The organism is Microvirga makkahensis (genome assembly GCF_009830105.1).
Taxonomy (GTDB): domain Bacteria; phylum Pseudomonadota; class Alphaproteobacteria; order Rhizobiales; family Beijerinckiaceae; genus Microvirga; species Microvirga makkahensis.
In genome coordinates, this window is sequence record NZ_WURB01000004.1 from 87,623 (window position 1) to 104,053 (window position 16,431).

The 16,431-nt window shown below is 65.5% G+C and carries 13 protein-coding genes and 1 pseudogene; 10 read left to right on the forward strand and 4 right to left on the reverse strand.

Going from position 1 to position 16,431, the window contains the following annotated elements; all coding sequences use genetic code 11:
- The first annotated feature begins 47 nt into the window (after positions 1-47).
- Positions 48-2,210, forward strand: a complete 2,163-nt coding sequence (locus GR328_RS07025; RefSeq protein ID WP_160883812.1) for a primosomal protein N' — start codon at positions 48-50, stop codon at positions 2,208-2,210.
- On the opposite strand, the gene GR328_RS07030 is transcribed toward GR328_RS07025, so the two are convergent.
- Positions 2,176-2,406: a hypothetical protein gene (locus tag GR328_RS07030; protein ID WP_160883813.1), complete on the reverse strand. Its 231-nt coding sequence runs from the start codon at positions 2,404-2,406 to the stop codon at positions 2,176-2,178. The genes GR328_RS07025 and GR328_RS07030 overlap by 35 nt on opposite strands.
- 181 nt (positions 2,407-2,587) lie before the next feature.
- Between GR328_RS07030 and GR328_RS07035 the strand changes: the two genes are divergently transcribed.
- From GR328_RS07035 to GR328_RS07065, 7 genes are all read left to right on the forward strand, one after another.
- Positions 2,588-3,154, forward strand: coding sequence for a histidine phosphatase family protein (locus GR328_RS07035; protein WP_160883814.1), 567 nt, complete (start codon positions 2,588-2,590; stop codon positions 3,152-3,154).
- A 204-nt stretch (positions 3,155-3,358) separates the two neighbouring features.
- Entirely contained in the window at positions 3,359-3,931 is a 573-nt protein-coding gene (locus GR328_RS07040) for a F0F1 ATP synthase subunit delta (protein WP_160883815.1), read from the forward strand.
- On the forward strand, positions 3,931-5,460 hold the full coding sequence (gene atpA, locus GR328_RS07045; protein ID WP_160883816.1) for a F0F1 ATP synthase subunit alpha: 1,530 nt from the start codon (positions 3,931-3,933) through the stop codon (positions 5,458-5,460). Before GR328_RS07040 ends, atpA begins: the two co-directional genes overlap by 1 nt.
- A 37-nt stretch (positions 5,461-5,497) precedes the next feature.
- Positions 5,498-6,370, forward strand: coding sequence for a F0F1 ATP synthase subunit gamma (locus GR328_RS07050; RefSeq protein ID WP_160883817.1), 873 nt, complete (start codon positions 5,498-5,500; stop codon positions 6,368-6,370).
- Positions 6,371-6,391: 21 nt separating this feature from the next.
- The gene (gene atpD, locus GR328_RS07055) at positions 6,392-7,846 is read left to right on the forward strand and encodes a F0F1 ATP synthase subunit beta (protein WP_160883818.1); all 1,455 of its coding nucleotides are present in this window, start codon (positions 6,392-6,394) and stop codon (positions 7,844-7,846) included.
- 120 nt (positions 7,847-7,966) lie between these two features.
- Entirely contained in the window at positions 7,967-8,368 is a 402-nt protein-coding gene (locus GR328_RS07060; RefSeq protein WP_160883819.1) for a F0F1 ATP synthase subunit epsilon, read from the forward strand.
- Positions 8,369-8,406: 38 nt separating this feature from the next.
- Positions 8,407-8,922 carry a 2'-5' RNA ligase family protein gene (locus tag GR328_RS07065; protein ID WP_160883820.1) on the forward strand — a complete coding sequence of 172 codons (516 nt, stop codon included), beginning with the start codon at positions 8,407-8,409 and terminating at the stop codon, positions 8,920-8,922.
- Positions 8,923-9,067: 145 nt separating this feature from the next.
- Here the strand turns inward: GR328_RS07065 and putA are convergent, their stop codons facing one another.
- On the reverse strand, positions 9,068-12,166 hold the full coding sequence (gene putA, locus GR328_RS07070) for a bifunctional proline dehydrogenase/L-glutamate gamma-semialdehyde dehydrogenase PutA (protein WP_160883821.1): 3,099 nt from the start codon (positions 12,164-12,166) through the stop codon (positions 9,068-9,070).
- A gap of 112 nt (positions 12,167-12,278) precedes the next feature.
- Between putA and GR328_RS07075 the strand changes: the two genes are divergently transcribed.
- On the forward strand, positions 12,279-12,740 hold the full coding sequence (locus tag GR328_RS07075) for an Lrp/AsnC ligand binding domain-containing protein (RefSeq protein WP_160883822.1): 462 nt from the start codon (positions 12,279-12,281) through the stop codon (positions 12,738-12,740).
- Between the two features lie 116 nt (positions 12,741-12,856).
- Here GR328_RS07075 and GR328_RS07080 read toward each other — a convergent pair.
- Positions 12,857-13,827: pseudogene (locus GR328_RS07080) on the reverse strand (TerC family protein); the annotation flags it as partial.
- Between the two features lie 283 nt (positions 13,828-14,110).
- Here GR328_RS07080 and GR328_RS07085 point away from each other — a divergent pair.
- Entirely contained in the window at positions 14,111-15,148 is a 1,038-nt protein-coding gene (locus GR328_RS07085) for an ABC transporter substrate-binding protein (RefSeq protein WP_170304110.1), read from the forward strand.
- Between the two features lie 126 nt (positions 15,149-15,274).
- On the opposite strand, the gene GR328_RS07090 is transcribed toward GR328_RS07085, so the two are convergent.
- The gene (locus GR328_RS07090; RefSeq protein WP_160883824.1) at positions 15,275-16,429 is read right to left on the reverse strand and encodes a CobW family GTP-binding protein; all 1,155 of its coding nucleotides are present in this window, start codon (positions 16,427-16,429) and stop codon (positions 15,275-15,277) included.
- Positions 16,430-16,431: the final 2 nt, after the last annotated feature.

The window sequence follows — 16,431 nt, forward strand, 5'->3', positions numbered from 1 at the left end:
ATGCAAGGGGGCAGACAGAGTAGCAGCCACAGGTTAACTCCTTTCAAATGACAAGCCGCATCGCCGATGTCCTCATCCCGCTGGCGCTGGACACGGCCTATTCCTACGCCGTGCCGGATGGCCTCTCGCTCGAGGAGGGCGACGTGGTGCAGGTGCCGCTCGCGACCCGCGAGGTGGCGGGCGTCGTCTGGAGCCTGCGGGAGGGGCAGGGCGCCAATTTCAAGAAGGTGACGGGCGTCCTCGAGGGGCCGAACCTGTCGTCCGAGATGCGCAGGTTCATCGACTGGGTCTCCTGGTACACGCTGTCGCCCAAGGGCTCGGCCCTTGCCATGAGCCTGAAATTCCCGGATCCGGACCGGACGGAGGTCGTGCGCGTGGGCGTCAGACTCACCGTCGACCGGCCCAGGCGCATGACGCCCGCGCGCCAGAAGGTGATCGAAGCCGCGCAGGACGGGATCGTGCGCTTGAAGAGCGAGCTCGCGCACGCGGCCGGCGTCAGCAACAGCGTCATCGACGGGCTGATCGACGAGGGCGTGATCGAGACATTGGCCTTGCTCCAGGAGCCGGTGGCCGGGCTGCCGAACCCCGATTTCGGCGACACGGAGCTCTCCGACGGCCAGCGCGAGGCGGCGGGCGAGATCGTCGGCGCCATGCGCGGCGAGCATCCGCCCGTGATCCTGCTCGAAGGCGTCACGGGTTCCGGCAAGACGGAGGTCTATTTCGAGGCGGTGGCCGAAGCCGTGCGCCAGGGCCGGCAGGCCCTCATTCTGATGCCGGAGATTGCTCTCACCGCGCAGTTCCTTGACCGTTTCGCAGCGCGCTTCGGCGTGAAGCCCGCCACTTGGCATTCAGGGGTGACGGGCCGCAAGCGCGAGCGGCTCTACGCGGCCATCGCCTCAGGCGAGGTCAAGGTGGTGGCGGGTGCGCGCTCGGCGCTGTTCCTGCCTTACGCGGATCTGGCGCTCATCATCGTCGACGAGGAGCACGAGACCGCCTACAAGCAGGACGACGGCGTGCATTATCATGCCCGCGACATGGCGGTGGTGCGGGGCAAGATCGAAAATGCCATGGTGGTGCTGGCCTCGGCCACGCCCTCCATCGAGAGCCGCGTCAACGTGGAGCGCGGGCGCTACCGGCACGTAAAGCTGCCGGAGCGCTTCGGCGGGCGCTCCATGCCTCGGATCCGCGCCATTGACCTGCGGCGGGAGACGATCCCGAAGGGCCGCTGGCTCTCGCCGACGCTCGTCACTTCCGTGGAGGAGACCGTGGGTCGAGGAGAGCAGGCGCTGCTCTTTCTCAACCGGCGCGGCTACGCGCCGCTTACCCTCTGCCGCGCCTGCGCCCATCGCTACGAATGTCCGAACTGCTCGGCCTGGCTCGTGGAGCACCGGTTCCGGCGCGCCCTCGTGTGCCATCATTGCGGCCATGTGGAGCGCACGCCGCAGGCCTGCGTGGAATGCGGCAGCCTCGATTCGCTGGTGCCCTGCGGTCCCGGCGTGGAACGCATCGCCGAGGAGGTGGCGGAGCTCTTTCCGGACAAGCGATCCATCGTGCTCTCCAGCGATTTTCCCGGTGGCACCGAGCGGCTGCGCGCGGAGTTGGCGGCGATCGCGGCGGGCGAGGTCGACATCGTCATCGGCACGCAGCTCGTGGCGAAGGGCCACAACTTCCCGCTCATGACCCTCGTAGGCGTGCTGGACGCCGATATCGGCCTCACCTCTGGCGACCCGCGCGCCGCCGAGCGCACCTTCCAGATGCTGCAGCAGGTCACGGGCCGCGCCGGGCGCGGCGAAAAGCCGGGGAGGGCCCTCGTCCAGACTTGGCAGCCGGACCATCCCGTCATCGCCGCCCTGGTTTCCGGCGATGCAGAGCGGTTTTACGAGGAGGAGACCCGCGTCCGCGAGATGGCGGGGCTGCCCCCCTTCGGGCGGCTCGCCTCGCTGATCATATCGGCGGAGGAGCGCGAGGCGGCCGAGGTCCATGCCCGGGCCATGGCCATGGTGACCGAACCGCCGCCCGGAGTCATGGTGCTCGGCCCCGCCGAGGCGCCGCTCGCCCTGATCCGGGGGCGTTACCGCTACAGACTTCTGGTGAAGACGGAACGGGAGGTCGACCTCCAGGGATATCTGCGCTCCTGGCTGGCCCGCTGTCCGAAGGCAAGGGGCAACATCCGGGTCACTGTGGACGTGGATCCTCAGAGCTTTCTGTGAGGCCTGCGGCGACGGTCTCTCCGGACGGCACCCGCACGTTCTTCGGCGCGAGCACGAGGACGGGCTCGCCGCCACGCGCCGCGGGCGCGACCTTGGATCGGACGGTCCTCTCGATCTGCGGAGCGAGGGGCGCCAACAGGGGATAGCTCCAGAACAGGCTCAGGGAGAGCAGGGTGAAGGTGGCGAACAGGCGCATCGGAGCCTCATCGAATCAACCACTCGTTAAGGATGGAGGCCGGCTCCGGCTTCTCAAGGGCACAAAAGCCGATCTGCGGCGGAGTACCTCATCCGGGGCGAGGCGCTCGTCGGCGGGGCGTCCCCCGGATCGCTCCGAAAGTGGATTCCCCTTTCGGGCCGGATGTTCTACCGAGGACCCCATGCCCAAGATCGTTCACTGCATCCGTCACGGCCAATCCACCTTCAACGCCCATTTCGCCGAGACCGGCGAGGACCCGCTGCATTTCGATGCGCCCCTCACCGAGCTTGGCCGCAGGCAGGTTCAGGAGCGGGCCCGGGAACTGCGTCGGTACCCTTACGAACTCGTCATCACGTCCCCGCTCACCCGCGCGATCCAGACCACCCTGGGGCTGTTCGGCGATCATCCCGCCGCGCCGCCGATCCATGTGGAATGCCTCCACCGGGAGCACCTGGAGAGCAGCTGCGACGTGGGACGCGCCCCATCCCTTCTCAGGCAGGAGTTTCCTCACCTCGCCTTCGATCACCTGGACGAGATCTGGTGGCACAACGAGGGAGAGGCGGACCCGCGCGGCTTCGTCTACGAGCCCGGCCATGTCTTCGAAGGCCGGGTCGAGCAGTTCCGGCGCTGGCTCCAGGGCCGGCCGGAACGGATGATCGCGGTCGTGGGGCACGGCACCTTCTTCAGCCGGCTCACCGGCCGTTACCTCGGCAATTGCGAGGTCGCCGTCCTGGAGCTGGGAGACTGAATGCCCGAGCGGTTTCGCCGAACTTTTAGAGGGCGCTCCTGGTCCAGCTCGCCTTGCGTCCCGGGAAAACCCATGCTAGTGCACCCCCGCCTGCGGGCGGATACGGTCCCGCCTAAGGCTCACTTCCATCGACCCGACGGGATTCCCGACAGCTTGCTTCAAGGCTCGCCGGTGTGAAACCCGTAACTTGAGAGAGACGATTACGTGGCGCAAAGCGGTTCGCATGAAGGACCCCTCCTGTCGGGCGTAGCGTTGCGCTACGCATCGGCGCTGTTCGAGCTCGCTCGGGAGGCCAATGCCGTGGATGCCGTCGCCGGCGACCTCGGCCGCTTCGAAGGCATGATCCGGGGCAGCGAAGACCTGCAGCGCCTGATCCGTAACCCTGTTTTCACGGCGGAAGAGCAGTCCCGCGCGATCGACGTCCTCCTGACGAAGGCCGGCTTTTCGGGCCTGGCGGGCAATTTCATCCGCCTCGTGGCGTCCAAGCGTCGCCTCTTCGCCCTTCCGGACATGATCCGCGCCTATCAGGATCTCGTGTCCGACGCGAAGGGCATCGTCCGGGCGCAGGTGATCCTGGCGGAATCTCCGTCGGACGCCGTCCTCAACGAAATCAAGGCGGCGCTGCGCGACGTCGCCAAGGCTGACGTCGCCGTCGACGTCAAGATCGACCCGAGCCTCATCGGCGGCCTCATCGTGAAGATGGGCTCCCGCATGGTGGATGCCTCGGTGCGCACCAAACTCAATTCCATTCGTCTAGCGATGAAAGAGGTCCGCTGATGGACATTCGAGCCGCTGAGATCTCCGCGATCCTCAAAGAGCAGATCAAGAACTTCGGTACAGAAGCTGAAGTCACCGAAGTCGGTCAGGTCCTGTCCGTCGGTGACGGTATCGCCCGTTGCTATGGCCTCGACAAGGTCCAGGCCGGCGAGATGGTCGAATTCGAGAGCGGCGTGCGCGGCATGGCCCTCAACCTCGAAACCGACAATGTCGGCGTCGTGATCTTCGGCTCCGACCGTGAGATCGCCGAAGGCCAGACCGTGAAGCGCACGGGCGCCATCGTGGACGTGCCGGTCGGCAAGGGGCTCCTCGGCCGCGTCGTCGACGCGCTGGGCAACCCGATCGACGGCAAGGGCCCGATCCAGTCCACCGAGCGTCGCCGCGTCGACGTGAAGGCTCCCGGCATCATTCCGCGCAAGTCGGTGCACGAGCCGATGGCGACCGGCCTCAAGGCCATCGACGCCCTCATTCCTGTCGGCCGCGGCCAGCGCGAGCTGATCATCGGCGACCGTCAGACCGGCAAGACCGCGATTGCTCTCGACACGATCCTGAACCAGAAGCCGCTGAACCAGGGCAACGACGAGTCGCAGAAGCTGTATTGCGTGTACGTCGCCGTGGGCCAGAAGCGCTCCACCGTCGCCCAGTTCGTGAAGGCCCTCGAGGACAACGGCGCGCTGGAATACTCCATCGTCGTCGCCGCCACCGCCTCCGACCCGGCCCCGATGCAGTTCCTGGCACCGTTCTCCGGTTGCGCCATGGGCGAGTTCTTCCGCGACAACGGCATGCATGCCGTGATCGTGTATGACGACCTGTCCAAGCAGGCTGTCGCCTACCGCCAGATGTCGCTGCTGCTGCGCCGTCCTCCGGGCCGCGAGGCTTACCCGGGCGACGTGTTCTACCTGCATTCCCGCCTGCTGGAGCGCGCTGCGAAGCTCAACGACGACAACGGCGCCGGCTCGCTCACCGCTCTGCCGGTCATCGAGACGCAGGCCAACGACGTGTCCGCCTACATCCCGACCAACGTGATCTCCATCACCGACGGCCAGATCTTCCTCGAGACGGACCTGTTCTACCAGGGCATTCGCCCTGCGGTGAACGTCGGCCTCTCCGTGTCGCGCGTGGGCTCCTCGGCCCAGACGAAGGCGATGAAGAAGGTCGCGGGCAAGATCAAGGGCGAGCTGGCGCAGTACCGCGAGATGGCGGCCTTCGCCCAGTTCGGCTCCGATCTCGACGCCACCACGCAGCGCCTGCTGAACCGTGGCTCGCGCCTGACCGAACTCCTGAAGCAGCCGCAGTTCTCGCCGCTGAAGATGGAGGAGCAGGTCGCCGTGATCTATGCCGGCGTCAACGGCTATCTCGACAACCTGCCGCTCAACCGCGTGCGCGCTTTCGAAGACGGCCTGCTCGCCACCCTGCGCGGCAAGCACGCCGACATCCTGGAATCGATCCGCGCTTCCAAGGACCTGTCGAGCGACACCGAAGCGAAGCTCAAGGACGTCGTCCAGACCTTCGCCAAGTCGTTCTCGTAAGATCCAGCCGGAACTCCGGAGAGGGTAGGGCCGCTCGATGCCGAGCTTGAAAGACCTTCGTAACCGCATCGCCTCGGTCAAGGCGACGCAGAAGATCACCAAGGCCATGCAGATGGTCGCCGCCGCGAAGCTGCGCCGCGCGCAGACAGCGGCGGAAGCCGCGCGTCCCTACGCAGAGCGTATGGCCGTGGTGCTCGGCAATCTCGCGTCCGGCATCACGGTCGGACCCGAGACGCCGCGCCTGCTCGCCGGCACGGGTGCCGATCAGGTGCATCTTCTGATCGTCTGCACGGCTGAGCGAGGCCTGTGCGGCGCATTCAACTCCTCGATCGCGCGCCTGGCTCGCGATCACGCCAACCGGCTTCTCGCCGAAGGCAAGACGGTCAAGATCATCTGCGTGGGCAAGAAGGGCCACGACATTCTCCGCCGCCAGTTCGGACAGCACATCATCGAGCTGATCGATCTCCGCTCCGTGCGCCAGATCGGATTCGAGCAGGGAGACATGATCGCGCAGAAGGTGCTCGGCCTCTTCGAGGCCGGCGAATTCGACGTGGCCACCCTGTTCTACTCGCGCTTCCGTTCGGTGATCGCGCAGATCCCGACCGCGCAGCAGATCATCCCGGCCCAGATCGAAACGACCGGCGCTTCGTCGGATGCTGTCTACGAGTATGAGCCTGAGGAAGGCGAGATTCTCGCGACGCTTCTGCCGCGGAACCTCACCGTGCAGATCTTCCGCGCGCTTCTCGAGAACGCCGCCTCCGAGCAGGGCGCCCGCATGAGCGCCATGGACAACGCGACCCGCAACGCGGGCGAGATGATCAAGAAGCAGACGCAGACCTACAACCGGTCGCGTCAGGCGATGATCACCAAGGAACTGATCGAAATCATTTCGGGCGCCGAGGCGCTCTGACGAATCCGAGAGGAGCCTCACATGGCTAACACCGCTACTGCCGGCAAGAAGGCCGGCCACATCACGCAGGTCATCGGCGCCGTCGTCGACGTGCAGTTCGACGGCCATCTGCCGGAGATCCTCAACGCCCTCGAGACGACCAACCAGGGCAACCGCCTGGTGCTCGAGGTCGCCCAGCAGCTCGGCGAGAACACCGTGCGCTGCATCGCCATGGACACCTCCGAGGGTCTGGTTCGCGGCCAGGAGGTCACCGACACTGGCGCTCCCATCTCCGTGCCCGTCGGCGCCGCCACCCTCGGCCGCATCATGAACGTCATCGGCGAGCCGGTGGACGAGGCCGGACCGATCACCGGTGAGTCCGCACGCGCCATCCACCAGCCGGCTCCGTCCTACGCCGAGCAATCCACCGAGGGTCAGATCCTCGTCACGGGCATCAAGGTCGTCGACCTGCTCGCCCCCTACGCCAAGGGCGGCAAGATCGGCCTCTTCGGAGGCGCGGGCGTCGGCAAGACCGTGCTCATCATGGAGCTCATCAACAACGTCGCTAAGGCGCACGGCGGCTACTCCGTGTTCGCCGGCGTCGGCGAGCGCACCCGCGAGGGCAACGATCTCTATCACGAGATGATCGAGTCACGCGTGAACGTCGACCCGCGCGAGAACAACGGCTCGGCCGCAGGCTCCAAGTGCGCCCTCGTGTACGGTCAGATGAACGAGCCCCCGGGCGCCCGCGCCCGCGTCGCCCTGACCGGTCTCACCGTCGCCGAGCACTTCCGCGACCAGGGCCAGGACGTGCTGTTCTTCGTGGACAACATCTTCCGCTTCACCCAGGCAGGCTCCGAGGTTTCGGCGCTTCTCGGCCGCATTCCCTCGGCCGTGGGCTACCAGCCGACGCTCGCCACCGACATGGGCGCCCTGCAGGAGCGCATCACAACCACCACGAAGGGCTCGATCACCTCGGTGCAGGCCATCTACGTGCCCGCCGACGACCTGACCGACCCGGCTCCGGCCACCTCCTTCGCCCACCTCGACGCCACGACCGTGCTGTCGCGCTCGATCGCCGAGAAGGGCATCTATCCGGCCGTGGACCCGCTCGACTCGACCTCGCGCATGCTCTCCGCCGCCATCGTCGGCGAGGAGCACTACAACGTCGCCCGTCAGGTCCAGCAGGTGCTGCAGCGCTACAAGGCCCTCCAGGACATCATCGCGATCCTGGGCATGGACGAGCTCTCCGAAGAGGACAAGCTCACCGTCGCCCGCGCCCGCAAGATCGAGCGCTTCCTCTCCCAGCCTTTCCATGTGGCGGAAGTGTTCACCGGATCGCCCGGCAAGCTCGTCGCGCTTGAGGACACCATCAAGGGCTTCAAGGGTCTCGTGAACGGCGACTACGATCACCTCCCCGAGGCTGCCTTCTACATGGTCGGCACTATCGAGGAAGCCATCGAAAAGGCCCAGCGCCTCGCGGCCGAAGCGGCCTAATTGAACCTTAGCGCTTGTCCCGGAGCGTGCCGTCAGCACGCCCCGGGACCTGCCTTTCCAAGACCGTCTCCCATGATCCCGGGCCGCTCCCACGGAGCGGACGGATGACGAGAAGCTCAGATGGCCACCTTCAACTTCGAACTCGTCTCTCCCGAGCGCGTACTGTTCTCAGGCGCCGTTGATGCCGTCGTCCTGCCTGCGAGCGAAGGCGACATGACGGTTCTTTCCGGCCACGCGCCGATGATGACGACCCTCAAGACCGGCTTTCTCGTCATCACGAGCAATCCCGGCAACGGCCGCCGGGTTCTGGTGCGCGGCGGGTTCGCCGACATCAACCAGAACGGCCTGACCGTTCTCGCCGAGCGCGCTCTTCCCGCCGAGGAGCTGACGCAGGAAATCCTCGACAAGGAAATCCTCCAGGCCGAGATGGCCTATGACGCCACGAACGACCCGGCCGCCAAGCACGCGGCCGAATCGGCAATCGCGCAGCTGCGCGAGGCCAAGGCGGCGCTGAACTACTGATCGGAAACAACCCGGCCACGAGCCGGGTTTTTCTTTTCATGACCCGCATTGCGCCGCTGATCCTCACGCTCGCCCTCGACGAGCACTCCTTCGCCTTCTTCGACGCGCAGAGGCGGCGATCCTTCCCGCCCGAGCGGAACTTCATCCCCGCCCATCTGACCCTGTTTCATCATCTGCCGGGCGATCAGCTCGAGAGCATTCAGGAGGTGATTGCGCAAAGGTGCTCCGTCCAGGGCTGCTTTCCACTCCAGGTGACGAGCCTGCGCTCCCTCGGTCGTGGGGTCGCCTATGTCCTGCATTCCGTCGAACTTGCGGCTCTGCGGAGCTCCTTCGCGAGAGAGTGGGCGCAGTGGCTGACCCCGCAGGACCGGCAGAAGCATCAGCCGCATGTCACGGTGCAGAACAACGTCGATCCGCAAGCCGCGAGGGCGCTGCTGGCCGAGCTCACCGCTGCCTTCGTGCCCTTCGAGGCCACGGGAATCGGATTGGACCTCTGGTGGTATCGCGGCGGGCCTTGGGAGAAAGTGCGCCGCTATTCCTTCCCCACAGGGTGATGCCCCTCCTCACGTCATGGACGCGCAGCGTCCTGGCCAACTCGGCCAAAAAGGAGGTGGCATTCCTGGACGGGATCACCGGCACAAGGCCGGTGAGCACGCATTTCAGCACGATGCAGCAACAAGAGGGGTGACAAGCCCGTCGTCACTCGCCCATCGCGATCAGGTTCGCATTGCCCCCTGCGGCAGCCGTGTTGATCGTCACGGTCTGCTCGGTGGCGAAGCGAAGGAGATAGTGCGGGCCGCCGGCCTTGGGTCCGGTGCCGGAGAGACCGTGGCCGCCGAACGGCTGCACGCCCACCACGGCGCCGATCATGTTGCGGTTCACATAGACGTTGCCCACCGACAACGCATCGACGACGCGGTTCACTGTGGCATCGATGCGCGAGTGAACGCCGAGCGTCAGGCCATAACCCGTGCCCTCGATGGCCTGGATCACCTCCTCGAAGCGATTGGCCCTGTAGCGCACCACGTGCAGCACCGGGCCGAACACTTCCTGTGCCAGATCGTGCGGCTTGTTGAGTTCGAAGACATGCGGAGCCACGAAAGTGCCGGAGGCAGGGGCGGTTCCCGCATAATGCACCTTCGCCCGGGCCGTCATGGCAGCAATGTGCGCATCGAGCTTGTCCTTCGCCTCCCGGTCGATCACCGGACCGACATGAACCGAGACATCGCGGGGATCACCGAGCTTCAGCTCCCGCGCGTTGCCCGCGATCATCTCGATCATGCGATCGGCTACGTCCTCCTGCACGTACAAGAGCCGCAGGGCAGAGCAGCGCTGGCCCGCCGAACGGAAGGCCGACATCGTCACGTCGTCCGCCACCTGCTCCGGCAGTGCCGTCGCATCGACGATCATCGCGTTGATGCCGCCGGTCTCCGCGATCAGCGGGACGATGGCAGCGTCCTTGTTCGCCAGGGTGCGATTGATGATTCGCGCCACTTCCGTGGAGCCCGTGAAGACGACGCCGGCCACATCCCTGTGCTCGACGAGGCGCGCGCCGATGCGCCCGTCGCCGGGCACGAGATGCAGAGCTGTTGCGGCAACACCCGCCTCATGCAGGATGCGCACCGCCATGCCGGCGATCAGCGGCGTCTGCTCGGCGGGTTTCGCGACGACAGCGTTGCCCGCCATCAGGGCTGCGCTCACCTGCCCGAGGAAGATCGCGAGCGGGAAGTTCCAGGGCGAGATCGCCACGAACACGCCGCGTCCGCGAAGACGCAGCACGTTGCTCTCGCCGGTCGGACCCGGCATCGCTTCGCCGGAGCCGAACAGGGTGCGGCCCTGCACGGCGTAATAGCGGCAGAAATCCACCGCCTCGCGCACTTCCGAGAGCGCGTCGTCGAGCGTTTTGCCGGCCTCGGTCTGCAGCAGGTAGAGCAGCGCGCCGCGGCGCTCTTCGAGCAAGTCGGCCGTGCGCTCCAGCGCCTTCGCGCGGGTCTCGGCATCCGTCCGGCTCCAGGAGCCGAAGCCGGCGCGGGCCGCGGCCATGGCGCGGTCGACGGTCTCGGACGTCGCCTCCGTCACCTGGCCGACAATGGTCGCGCCGTCGATGGGGCTGACGACCGAACGCGTTTCTCCCGAAACGGCCTTGCCGTCGATCAGCGGATCGGCGCGAAAGCTCTGCGGTGCCGCCTTCCTGATCTCGCCGAGCAGCGCTTCGAGCGAAGCCCGGTGGCCGAACTCGACCCCCTTCGAGTTGGCGCGTTCCGATCCATAGAGATCGCGCGGCAGCGGAAGCTTCGGGTGGCGGGCTTGATCGGCGGAGACGATGATGTCGGCAGGGCGCTTGAGCAAGGCCTCGACCGGGACGCCGGGATCGGCCGCAACGGACACGAAGGATGAATTCGCACCGTTCTCGAGCAGGCGGCGGACGAGATAGGCGAGCAGGTCGCGGTGGCCGCCGACCGGCGCATAGGCGCGGCAGGCCAGACCCGGATTGTCCTCCAGCAGGCGTGCATAGAGCGCCTCGCCCATGCCGTGCAGGCGCTGGAACTCGTAGCCCTCCGTGCCGCCCGCGCGCTCGATGATGGAGGCGACGGTGAGCGCATTATGGGTCGCGAACTGCGGATAGATGCGCGGACGAAGCGAGAGCATCTTCTCGGCGCAGGTCATATAGTGCAGATCTGTCATGGCCTTGCGGGTGAAGACCGGGTAATCGTCGAGCCCGCGCTCCTGCGCGCGCTTTACCTCCGTATCCCAGTAGGCGCCCTTGACGAGGCGCACCATCATCTGGCGATCGTACTTCTCGGCCATGGCCGCGATCGAGTCGATCACGGAGCCCGCGCGCTTCTGATACGCCTGGATGGCCAGGCCGAAGCCCTTCCAGGCCGCCAGCGACGGATCCGCGATCACGGCCTCGATCACCTCGAGAGAGAGTTCGAGGCGGTCCGCCTCCTCCGCATCGATTGTGAAGTTGAGGTCGTAGGATTTGGCCTTTTGGGCAAGCTCGATCACGAGCGGCACGAGCTCGCGCATGACCCGTTCGCGGCTCGTCGCCTCGTAGCGGGGATGGAGCGCGGAGAGCTTCACGGAGATGCCCGGCCGGTTCGGCAGCGGCTCGTTGCCCGCCGAGCGGCCGATGGCGTCGATGGCGGACGCATAGGACTCGAAGTAGCGGTGCGCATCCTCCGCCGTGCGGGCTCCTTCGCCCAGCATGTCGAAGGAATAGCGGTAGATCCGGCCCTTGGAGGAGGTGGCGCGCTTCAACGCCTCCTCGATGGTCTGGCCCAGCACGAAATGGTTGCCCATGACCCGCATGGCCTGACGGGTGGCGGTCCGCACGGCGGGAAGGCCGATGCGCTTCGTGAGCTGGCCCAGGATGCTCTCCGGCGTCTCGCCGGGCTGGATCACCCGGGCCGTGATCCCGAGCGCCCAGGCCGAGGCCGAAACCAGAAAGGCCTCGGATTTCGCCTCGTGGCCGGCGAAATCCGCCTGACCGAGCTTGTCCTCGATGAGCTTGTCGGCGGTAGCGGCGTCCGGAACGCGCAGCAGGGCTTCCGCCAGGACCATGAGCGCCAGGCCCTCCTTGGTGGAGAGCGCATATTCCCGCAGCATCTCCTCGACGCCGCCAAGCCCGCCGCCCTTGGCGCGGATGGCCTGGATCAGGCGGGTGGCGCGCTCGTCGATACGGCGCTCGCGTTCAGGAGAGAGGCGGGAGCTCGCGAGAAGCCGGGCGGCGATGGCCTTGTCGTCCTCGGCGAAGGGCGGGTTGAAGGCGGGGGCAATGCGGGGATTGAAGGTCATGAGGGCCTCGGAAGGTTTTTTAGGACTATACAGGGCTCGCTGCCGTGTTTCGATGGCGATATTGAAGCCTTTGCCTTAAGTTGGTCGCCAAGAGCGGCTTAAAGGCGTTGAAATGACGGAAATTGACCGGATCGATCGGAAGATCCTGAAGCTCCTGCAGCAGGATGGACGCATTTCCACGGTGGATCTGGCCGAGAAGATCGGCCTTTCGCCCACCTCCACGGGCGACCGGATGAAGCGGCTGCAGCGGGAGGGCTACATCGCCGGCTTCGGGGCGAGGCTCGACCCGCACCGCCTCGGTCTGGAGCTCCTGGTCTTCGTGGAGGTTTCCCTCGACAAGACGACCCCGGACGTCTTCGAGAAGTTTGCAGGAGCCGTCAAACGCGCGCCGGAGGTTCTCGAATGCCACATGGTGGCGGGAGGCTTCGACTACCTGGTGAAAACGCGCGTCGCCGATATGGGAGCCTATCGCCACTTCCTCGGCGAGATCCTGCTCGCATTGCCTGGCGTCAAGGAAACCCGCACCTATGCCGTGATGGAGGAGGTCAAAAGCGACGGCATGCTGCCGGTCTGAACCGGCGACGCGGCATGACCGGGGCGGCCCGGCCATGCCTTTCTTCGAGGGGCGTCGCCTTGCAGGCGGGGATGACGAGGTGGATGCGTCAGCCGGTCGCCTTCCTGTACGCTTTCCTGCACTTCGTCACGCGTCCTCCAGAGACTCCAGAGGACACCGGTCGCGAGAATGGCGAAGGTGATGCCGAGCGAGACAGGGGCCGGGATCCTGGCGAGGCCGAGCATGTCGGCCACGAGGATCTTGGAGCCGATGAAGATGAGCACGAAGGCCAGCGCGAACTTCAGGTAGTGGAAGCGATGCACCATCGCGGCGAGCGCGAAGTACAGCGCCCGAAGCCCCAGGATCGCAAAGATGTTGGAGGTGTAGACGATGAACGGATCGGTCGTGATGGCGACGATCGCCGGAACCGAGTCCACTGCGAAGATCACGTCCGCGATCTCCACGAGCACCAGCGCCATGAAGAGCGGGGTCATGAACCACGCGAGCTTGCCGGCCTTCGGATGCTCCTTCTTCACGAAGAAGTGCTCGCCATGGTGCTCGTCGGTGACGTTGAAGCGGCGGCGCATGAAGCCGATCACCGGGTTCTTCGCGATGTCGCATTCCTTGCCGGAGAAGGGAGCATCGTCACGCCGGTGCCGATCAGGAACACGGCGAAGACATAGAGCACCCAGGAAAACTGGGAGATTACCGCCGCGCCGAAGCCGATCATGATCGCGCGCAGCACGATGACGCCGAGAACGCCCCAGAACAGCACCCGGTGCTGGTAGAGACGCGGCACGGCGAACAAGGAGAAGATCATGGCGATGACGAACGCGTTGTCCATCGCCAGCGCCTTTTCCACCGCAAAGCCCGTTAGATAGTTCATCCCCGCTTCCGGGCTGACATACCACCAGACAAAAGCGCCGAACGCGAGGCCGAGACTGATGTAGAGGGCGCTCATGAGAAGGCTCTCGCGAACTCCGATCTCATGGTGCTTGCGATGAAGCGCGCCAGGATCGACTACGAGGAGAGCGACGACAATTCCGAGGAAGGCAAGCCACATCCACAAAGGCGTGCCAAGCCAGCTTAAAGCCAAGACTTCGAGCATATGACCGAACCCATTGTTGAACCATATCGGTTCCGAGATCGCAGGGCTTCTTGCGCCTGCCAGAGGGGCCCGGTCACTGATGGGATTCAACTTGGGAGCGCGCCCGAGAAGCGTCAGGAGCCTTGCGGAACGGGAGGGCTGCTCAATTTTATGTCAGATGACGGCCTTCAATGCGCCTTCGCCCGGGCAACAGGCTTGACCCTGCCTGCCGATCTGATTGCATGAGCAACAGGGCGAGGCAAACTTTTCAAGGAGCTGGGCCATAACAACAGAGGTGATGGTGATGGCGTCGGGACGTTCGACGAAGGCGCGGTGGGTCAGGGGGCTTTTGGCAGGTGCTGCGGTGCTTCTTGGCATCGTCGCAGCGCAGGCGCAAACCCCCGTGCGGTTTTCCCTCGACTGGCGCTGGGAGGGACCGGCGGCTCCTTTCGCCGTGGCTCTCGACAAGGGCTACTTCGCGGCCGAGGGCCTGGACGTCACCATCGATCCGGCATCGGGCTCCCGCGAGCCGATCTCGCGCGTCGCCTCCGGCACCTACGATGCGGCCCTCGGCGACGTGAACTCGCTGGTACGCTTCCGCGACGAGAATCCCGGCAAGGATATCAAGGCGGTCATGATGGTGTACGATCGCCCGCCTTTCGCGATCATCGGCCGCAAGAGCCGAGGCATCACCAAGGAAGTCTCAAGCCTTCAGGGCAAGACGTTCGGGGCGCCCGCGGGGGACGGCGCCTTCGCGCAATGGCCGATTTTCAAGGCGGTCAACACCATCGACGATTCCAGCATGAAGTTCGAGAATGTGGGCTTCCCGGTCCGCGAGCCGATGCTCGCGCAGGGCGAGGTGGATGCCGTGTTCGGCTTCGCCATGTCCTCCTACATCAACCTGAAATCCCGCGGCGTCCCCGCCGACGATATCGTGGTCCTGCTCATGAGCGACTACGGGGTCGATCTCTACGGCAACGTCATCATCGTGTCGGAGAAGTTCGCAAAGGAAAATCCGGAAGCGGTCAAGGGACTGCTGCGCGCAATCATGAAGGGCGTGCAAGATACGGTGAAGGATCCGGAGAGCGCCGTGGATGCGGTGATCAAGCGCAACGACGTCGCCAAGAAGGACGTGGAGCTCGAACGGCTCAAGATGGTGCTGGAGCAGAACATACTCACTCCTTTCGTGAAGGAGAACGGCTTCGGCGGCATCGACAAGGTTCGCTTCGCCAAGGCTCTCGATCAGATCGGGCTGGCTTTCACCTACAAGGAAAAGCCGACGGTCGAGAGCGTGTTCACGGAGGAGTTCCTGCCCGCGGCCGATCAGCGGAAGGTGAACTGAGGCTGTTCAGGGCCCGGCCGCATTGCTGCAGCCATGCCCTCGAGCCGCCGCAAAGGCTCCGGTTCGCCGCCGAAAGAATGCGGCGCACCAAGGAAGAGACGTGATTTCACCCAGGTCCAAACAGCTCTAGCGTCTCAGGGAGAGCGGGTTGTCCGACAGTGCAGCCGCGTCAGGCTGATCGACGGCGGGGCGCCCGAGGAAAGCGTTCCAGAGCTTTTCCACCGTCTCCCGCTCCAGATCGTCCACGATAAAGACGATGCGGCTGCGCCGGTCCTCGCTCGGCCAGCGCGGCAGGATCGCAGGTACATGGATCACGTGCTGAACGCCGTGAATGACAACGGGATGCTCCGGGTCCTCCGCGAGCGCGACGAGGCCCTTCACGCGCAGGAGCTTCGCGCCTTGCGACGAGCGCAGCAGGTCGAGGAACATGTCCAGCGTGCCCTGCCGGACCGGCTGGTTGCTGGTGAGGCAGAAGGCGCGGATGCGCTCGTCGTGGCGATTCACGTCGTGATGACGATGACCGTGATCGTGACCGTCGTGGTCATCATGGTGGTGATGCGCATGCTGATGGGCGTGGCTGAGGCGCTCGGCCTCCTCCACGGCCTCCGTCTTCAGCCACCCGGCCACATCGGCGATCTTGCCGTCGAGGTCGAAGAGGCCGCCCGCGACGATGTCCTCCACGGGCGCGTCGGCTTCGAGAATGGCCGCCCCCGGATTGAGTTGGCGTAGCCTCTCCCGCAGATCCCGAAGGCTCGTCCGGTCCTGGACCAGATCCATCTTGGCGAGGACGATCCGTTCGGCGACGGCGGCCTGTTTGACCGCTTCACGGTGCAGATCGAGGGTCAGCGCGCCGTTGACAGCGTCGATCACCGTCACCACGCCTTCCACCGCGTAACGCATGGACAGATAGGGGTGATAGAGCACCGCGTGGAGGATGGGGGCCGGGTCCGCGAGGCCCGTCGTCTCGATGATCACGCGCCTGAAGGGCATGATGCGGCCATTGTCGCGCTTGCGCAGGAGGTCTTCCAGCGTGGCGATGAGGTCGCCGCGCACGGAGCAGCACAGGCAGCCTGCGGAAAGAAGCACCATGCCCTCGTCGACCGTTTCGACCAGGAGATGGTCGAGGCCGATTTCACCGAATTCGTTGATGATCACGACCGTATCCTGCAAGGCGGGGCTCTTCAGCATCCGGTTGAGCAGGGTCGTTTTTCCGGCGCCGAGAAAGCCCGTGAGGATCGTCAGGGGGATCGGCGGAGGAGGGGTCATGGGGGCATTCGTCATGG

Coding starts and splice junctions, on each gene's coding strand:
- GR328_RS07065 (WP_160883820.1), top strand. CDS start 8,407: ATGACCCGCATTGCGCCGCTGATCCTCACGCTCGCCCTCGACGAGCAC.
- GR328_RS07030 (WP_160883813.1), bottom strand. CDS start 2,406: ATGCGCCTGTTCGCCACCTTCACCCTGCTCTCCCTGAGCCTGTTCTGG.
- GR328_RS07025 (WP_160883812.1), top strand. CDS start 48: ATGACAAGCCGCATCGCCGATGTCCTCATCCCGCTGGCGCTGGACACG.
- atpA (WP_160883816.1), top strand. CDS start 3,931: ATGGACATTCGAGCCGCTGAGATCTCCGCGATCCTCAAAGAGCAGATC.
- GR328_RS07090 (WP_160883824.1), bottom strand. CDS start 16,429: ATGACGAATGCCCCCATGACCCCTCCTCCGCCGATCCCCCTGACGATC.
- putA (WP_160883821.1), bottom strand. CDS start 12,166: ATGACCTTCAATCCCCGCATTGCCCCCGCCTTCAACCCGCCCTTCGCC.
- GR328_RS07060 (WP_160883819.1), top strand. CDS start 7,967: ATGGCCACCTTCAACTTCGAACTCGTCTCTCCCGAGCGCGTACTGTTC.
- GR328_RS07075 (WP_160883822.1), top strand. CDS start 12,279: ATGACGGAAATTGACCGGATCGATCGGAAGATCCTGAAGCTCCTGCAG.
- GR328_RS07035 (WP_160883814.1), top strand. CDS start 2,588: ATGCCCAAGATCGTTCACTGCATCCGTCACGGCCAATCCACCTTCAAC.
- GR328_RS07050 (WP_160883817.1), top strand. CDS start 5,498: ATGCCGAGCTTGAAAGACCTTCGTAACCGCATCGCCTCGGTCAAGGCG.
- atpD (WP_160883818.1), top strand. CDS start 6,392: ATGGCTAACACCGCTACTGCCGGCAAGAAGGCCGGCCACATCACGCAG.
- GR328_RS07085 (WP_170304110.1), top strand. CDS start 14,111: ATGGCGTCGGGACGTTCGACGAAGGCGCGGTGGGTCAGGGGGCTTTTG.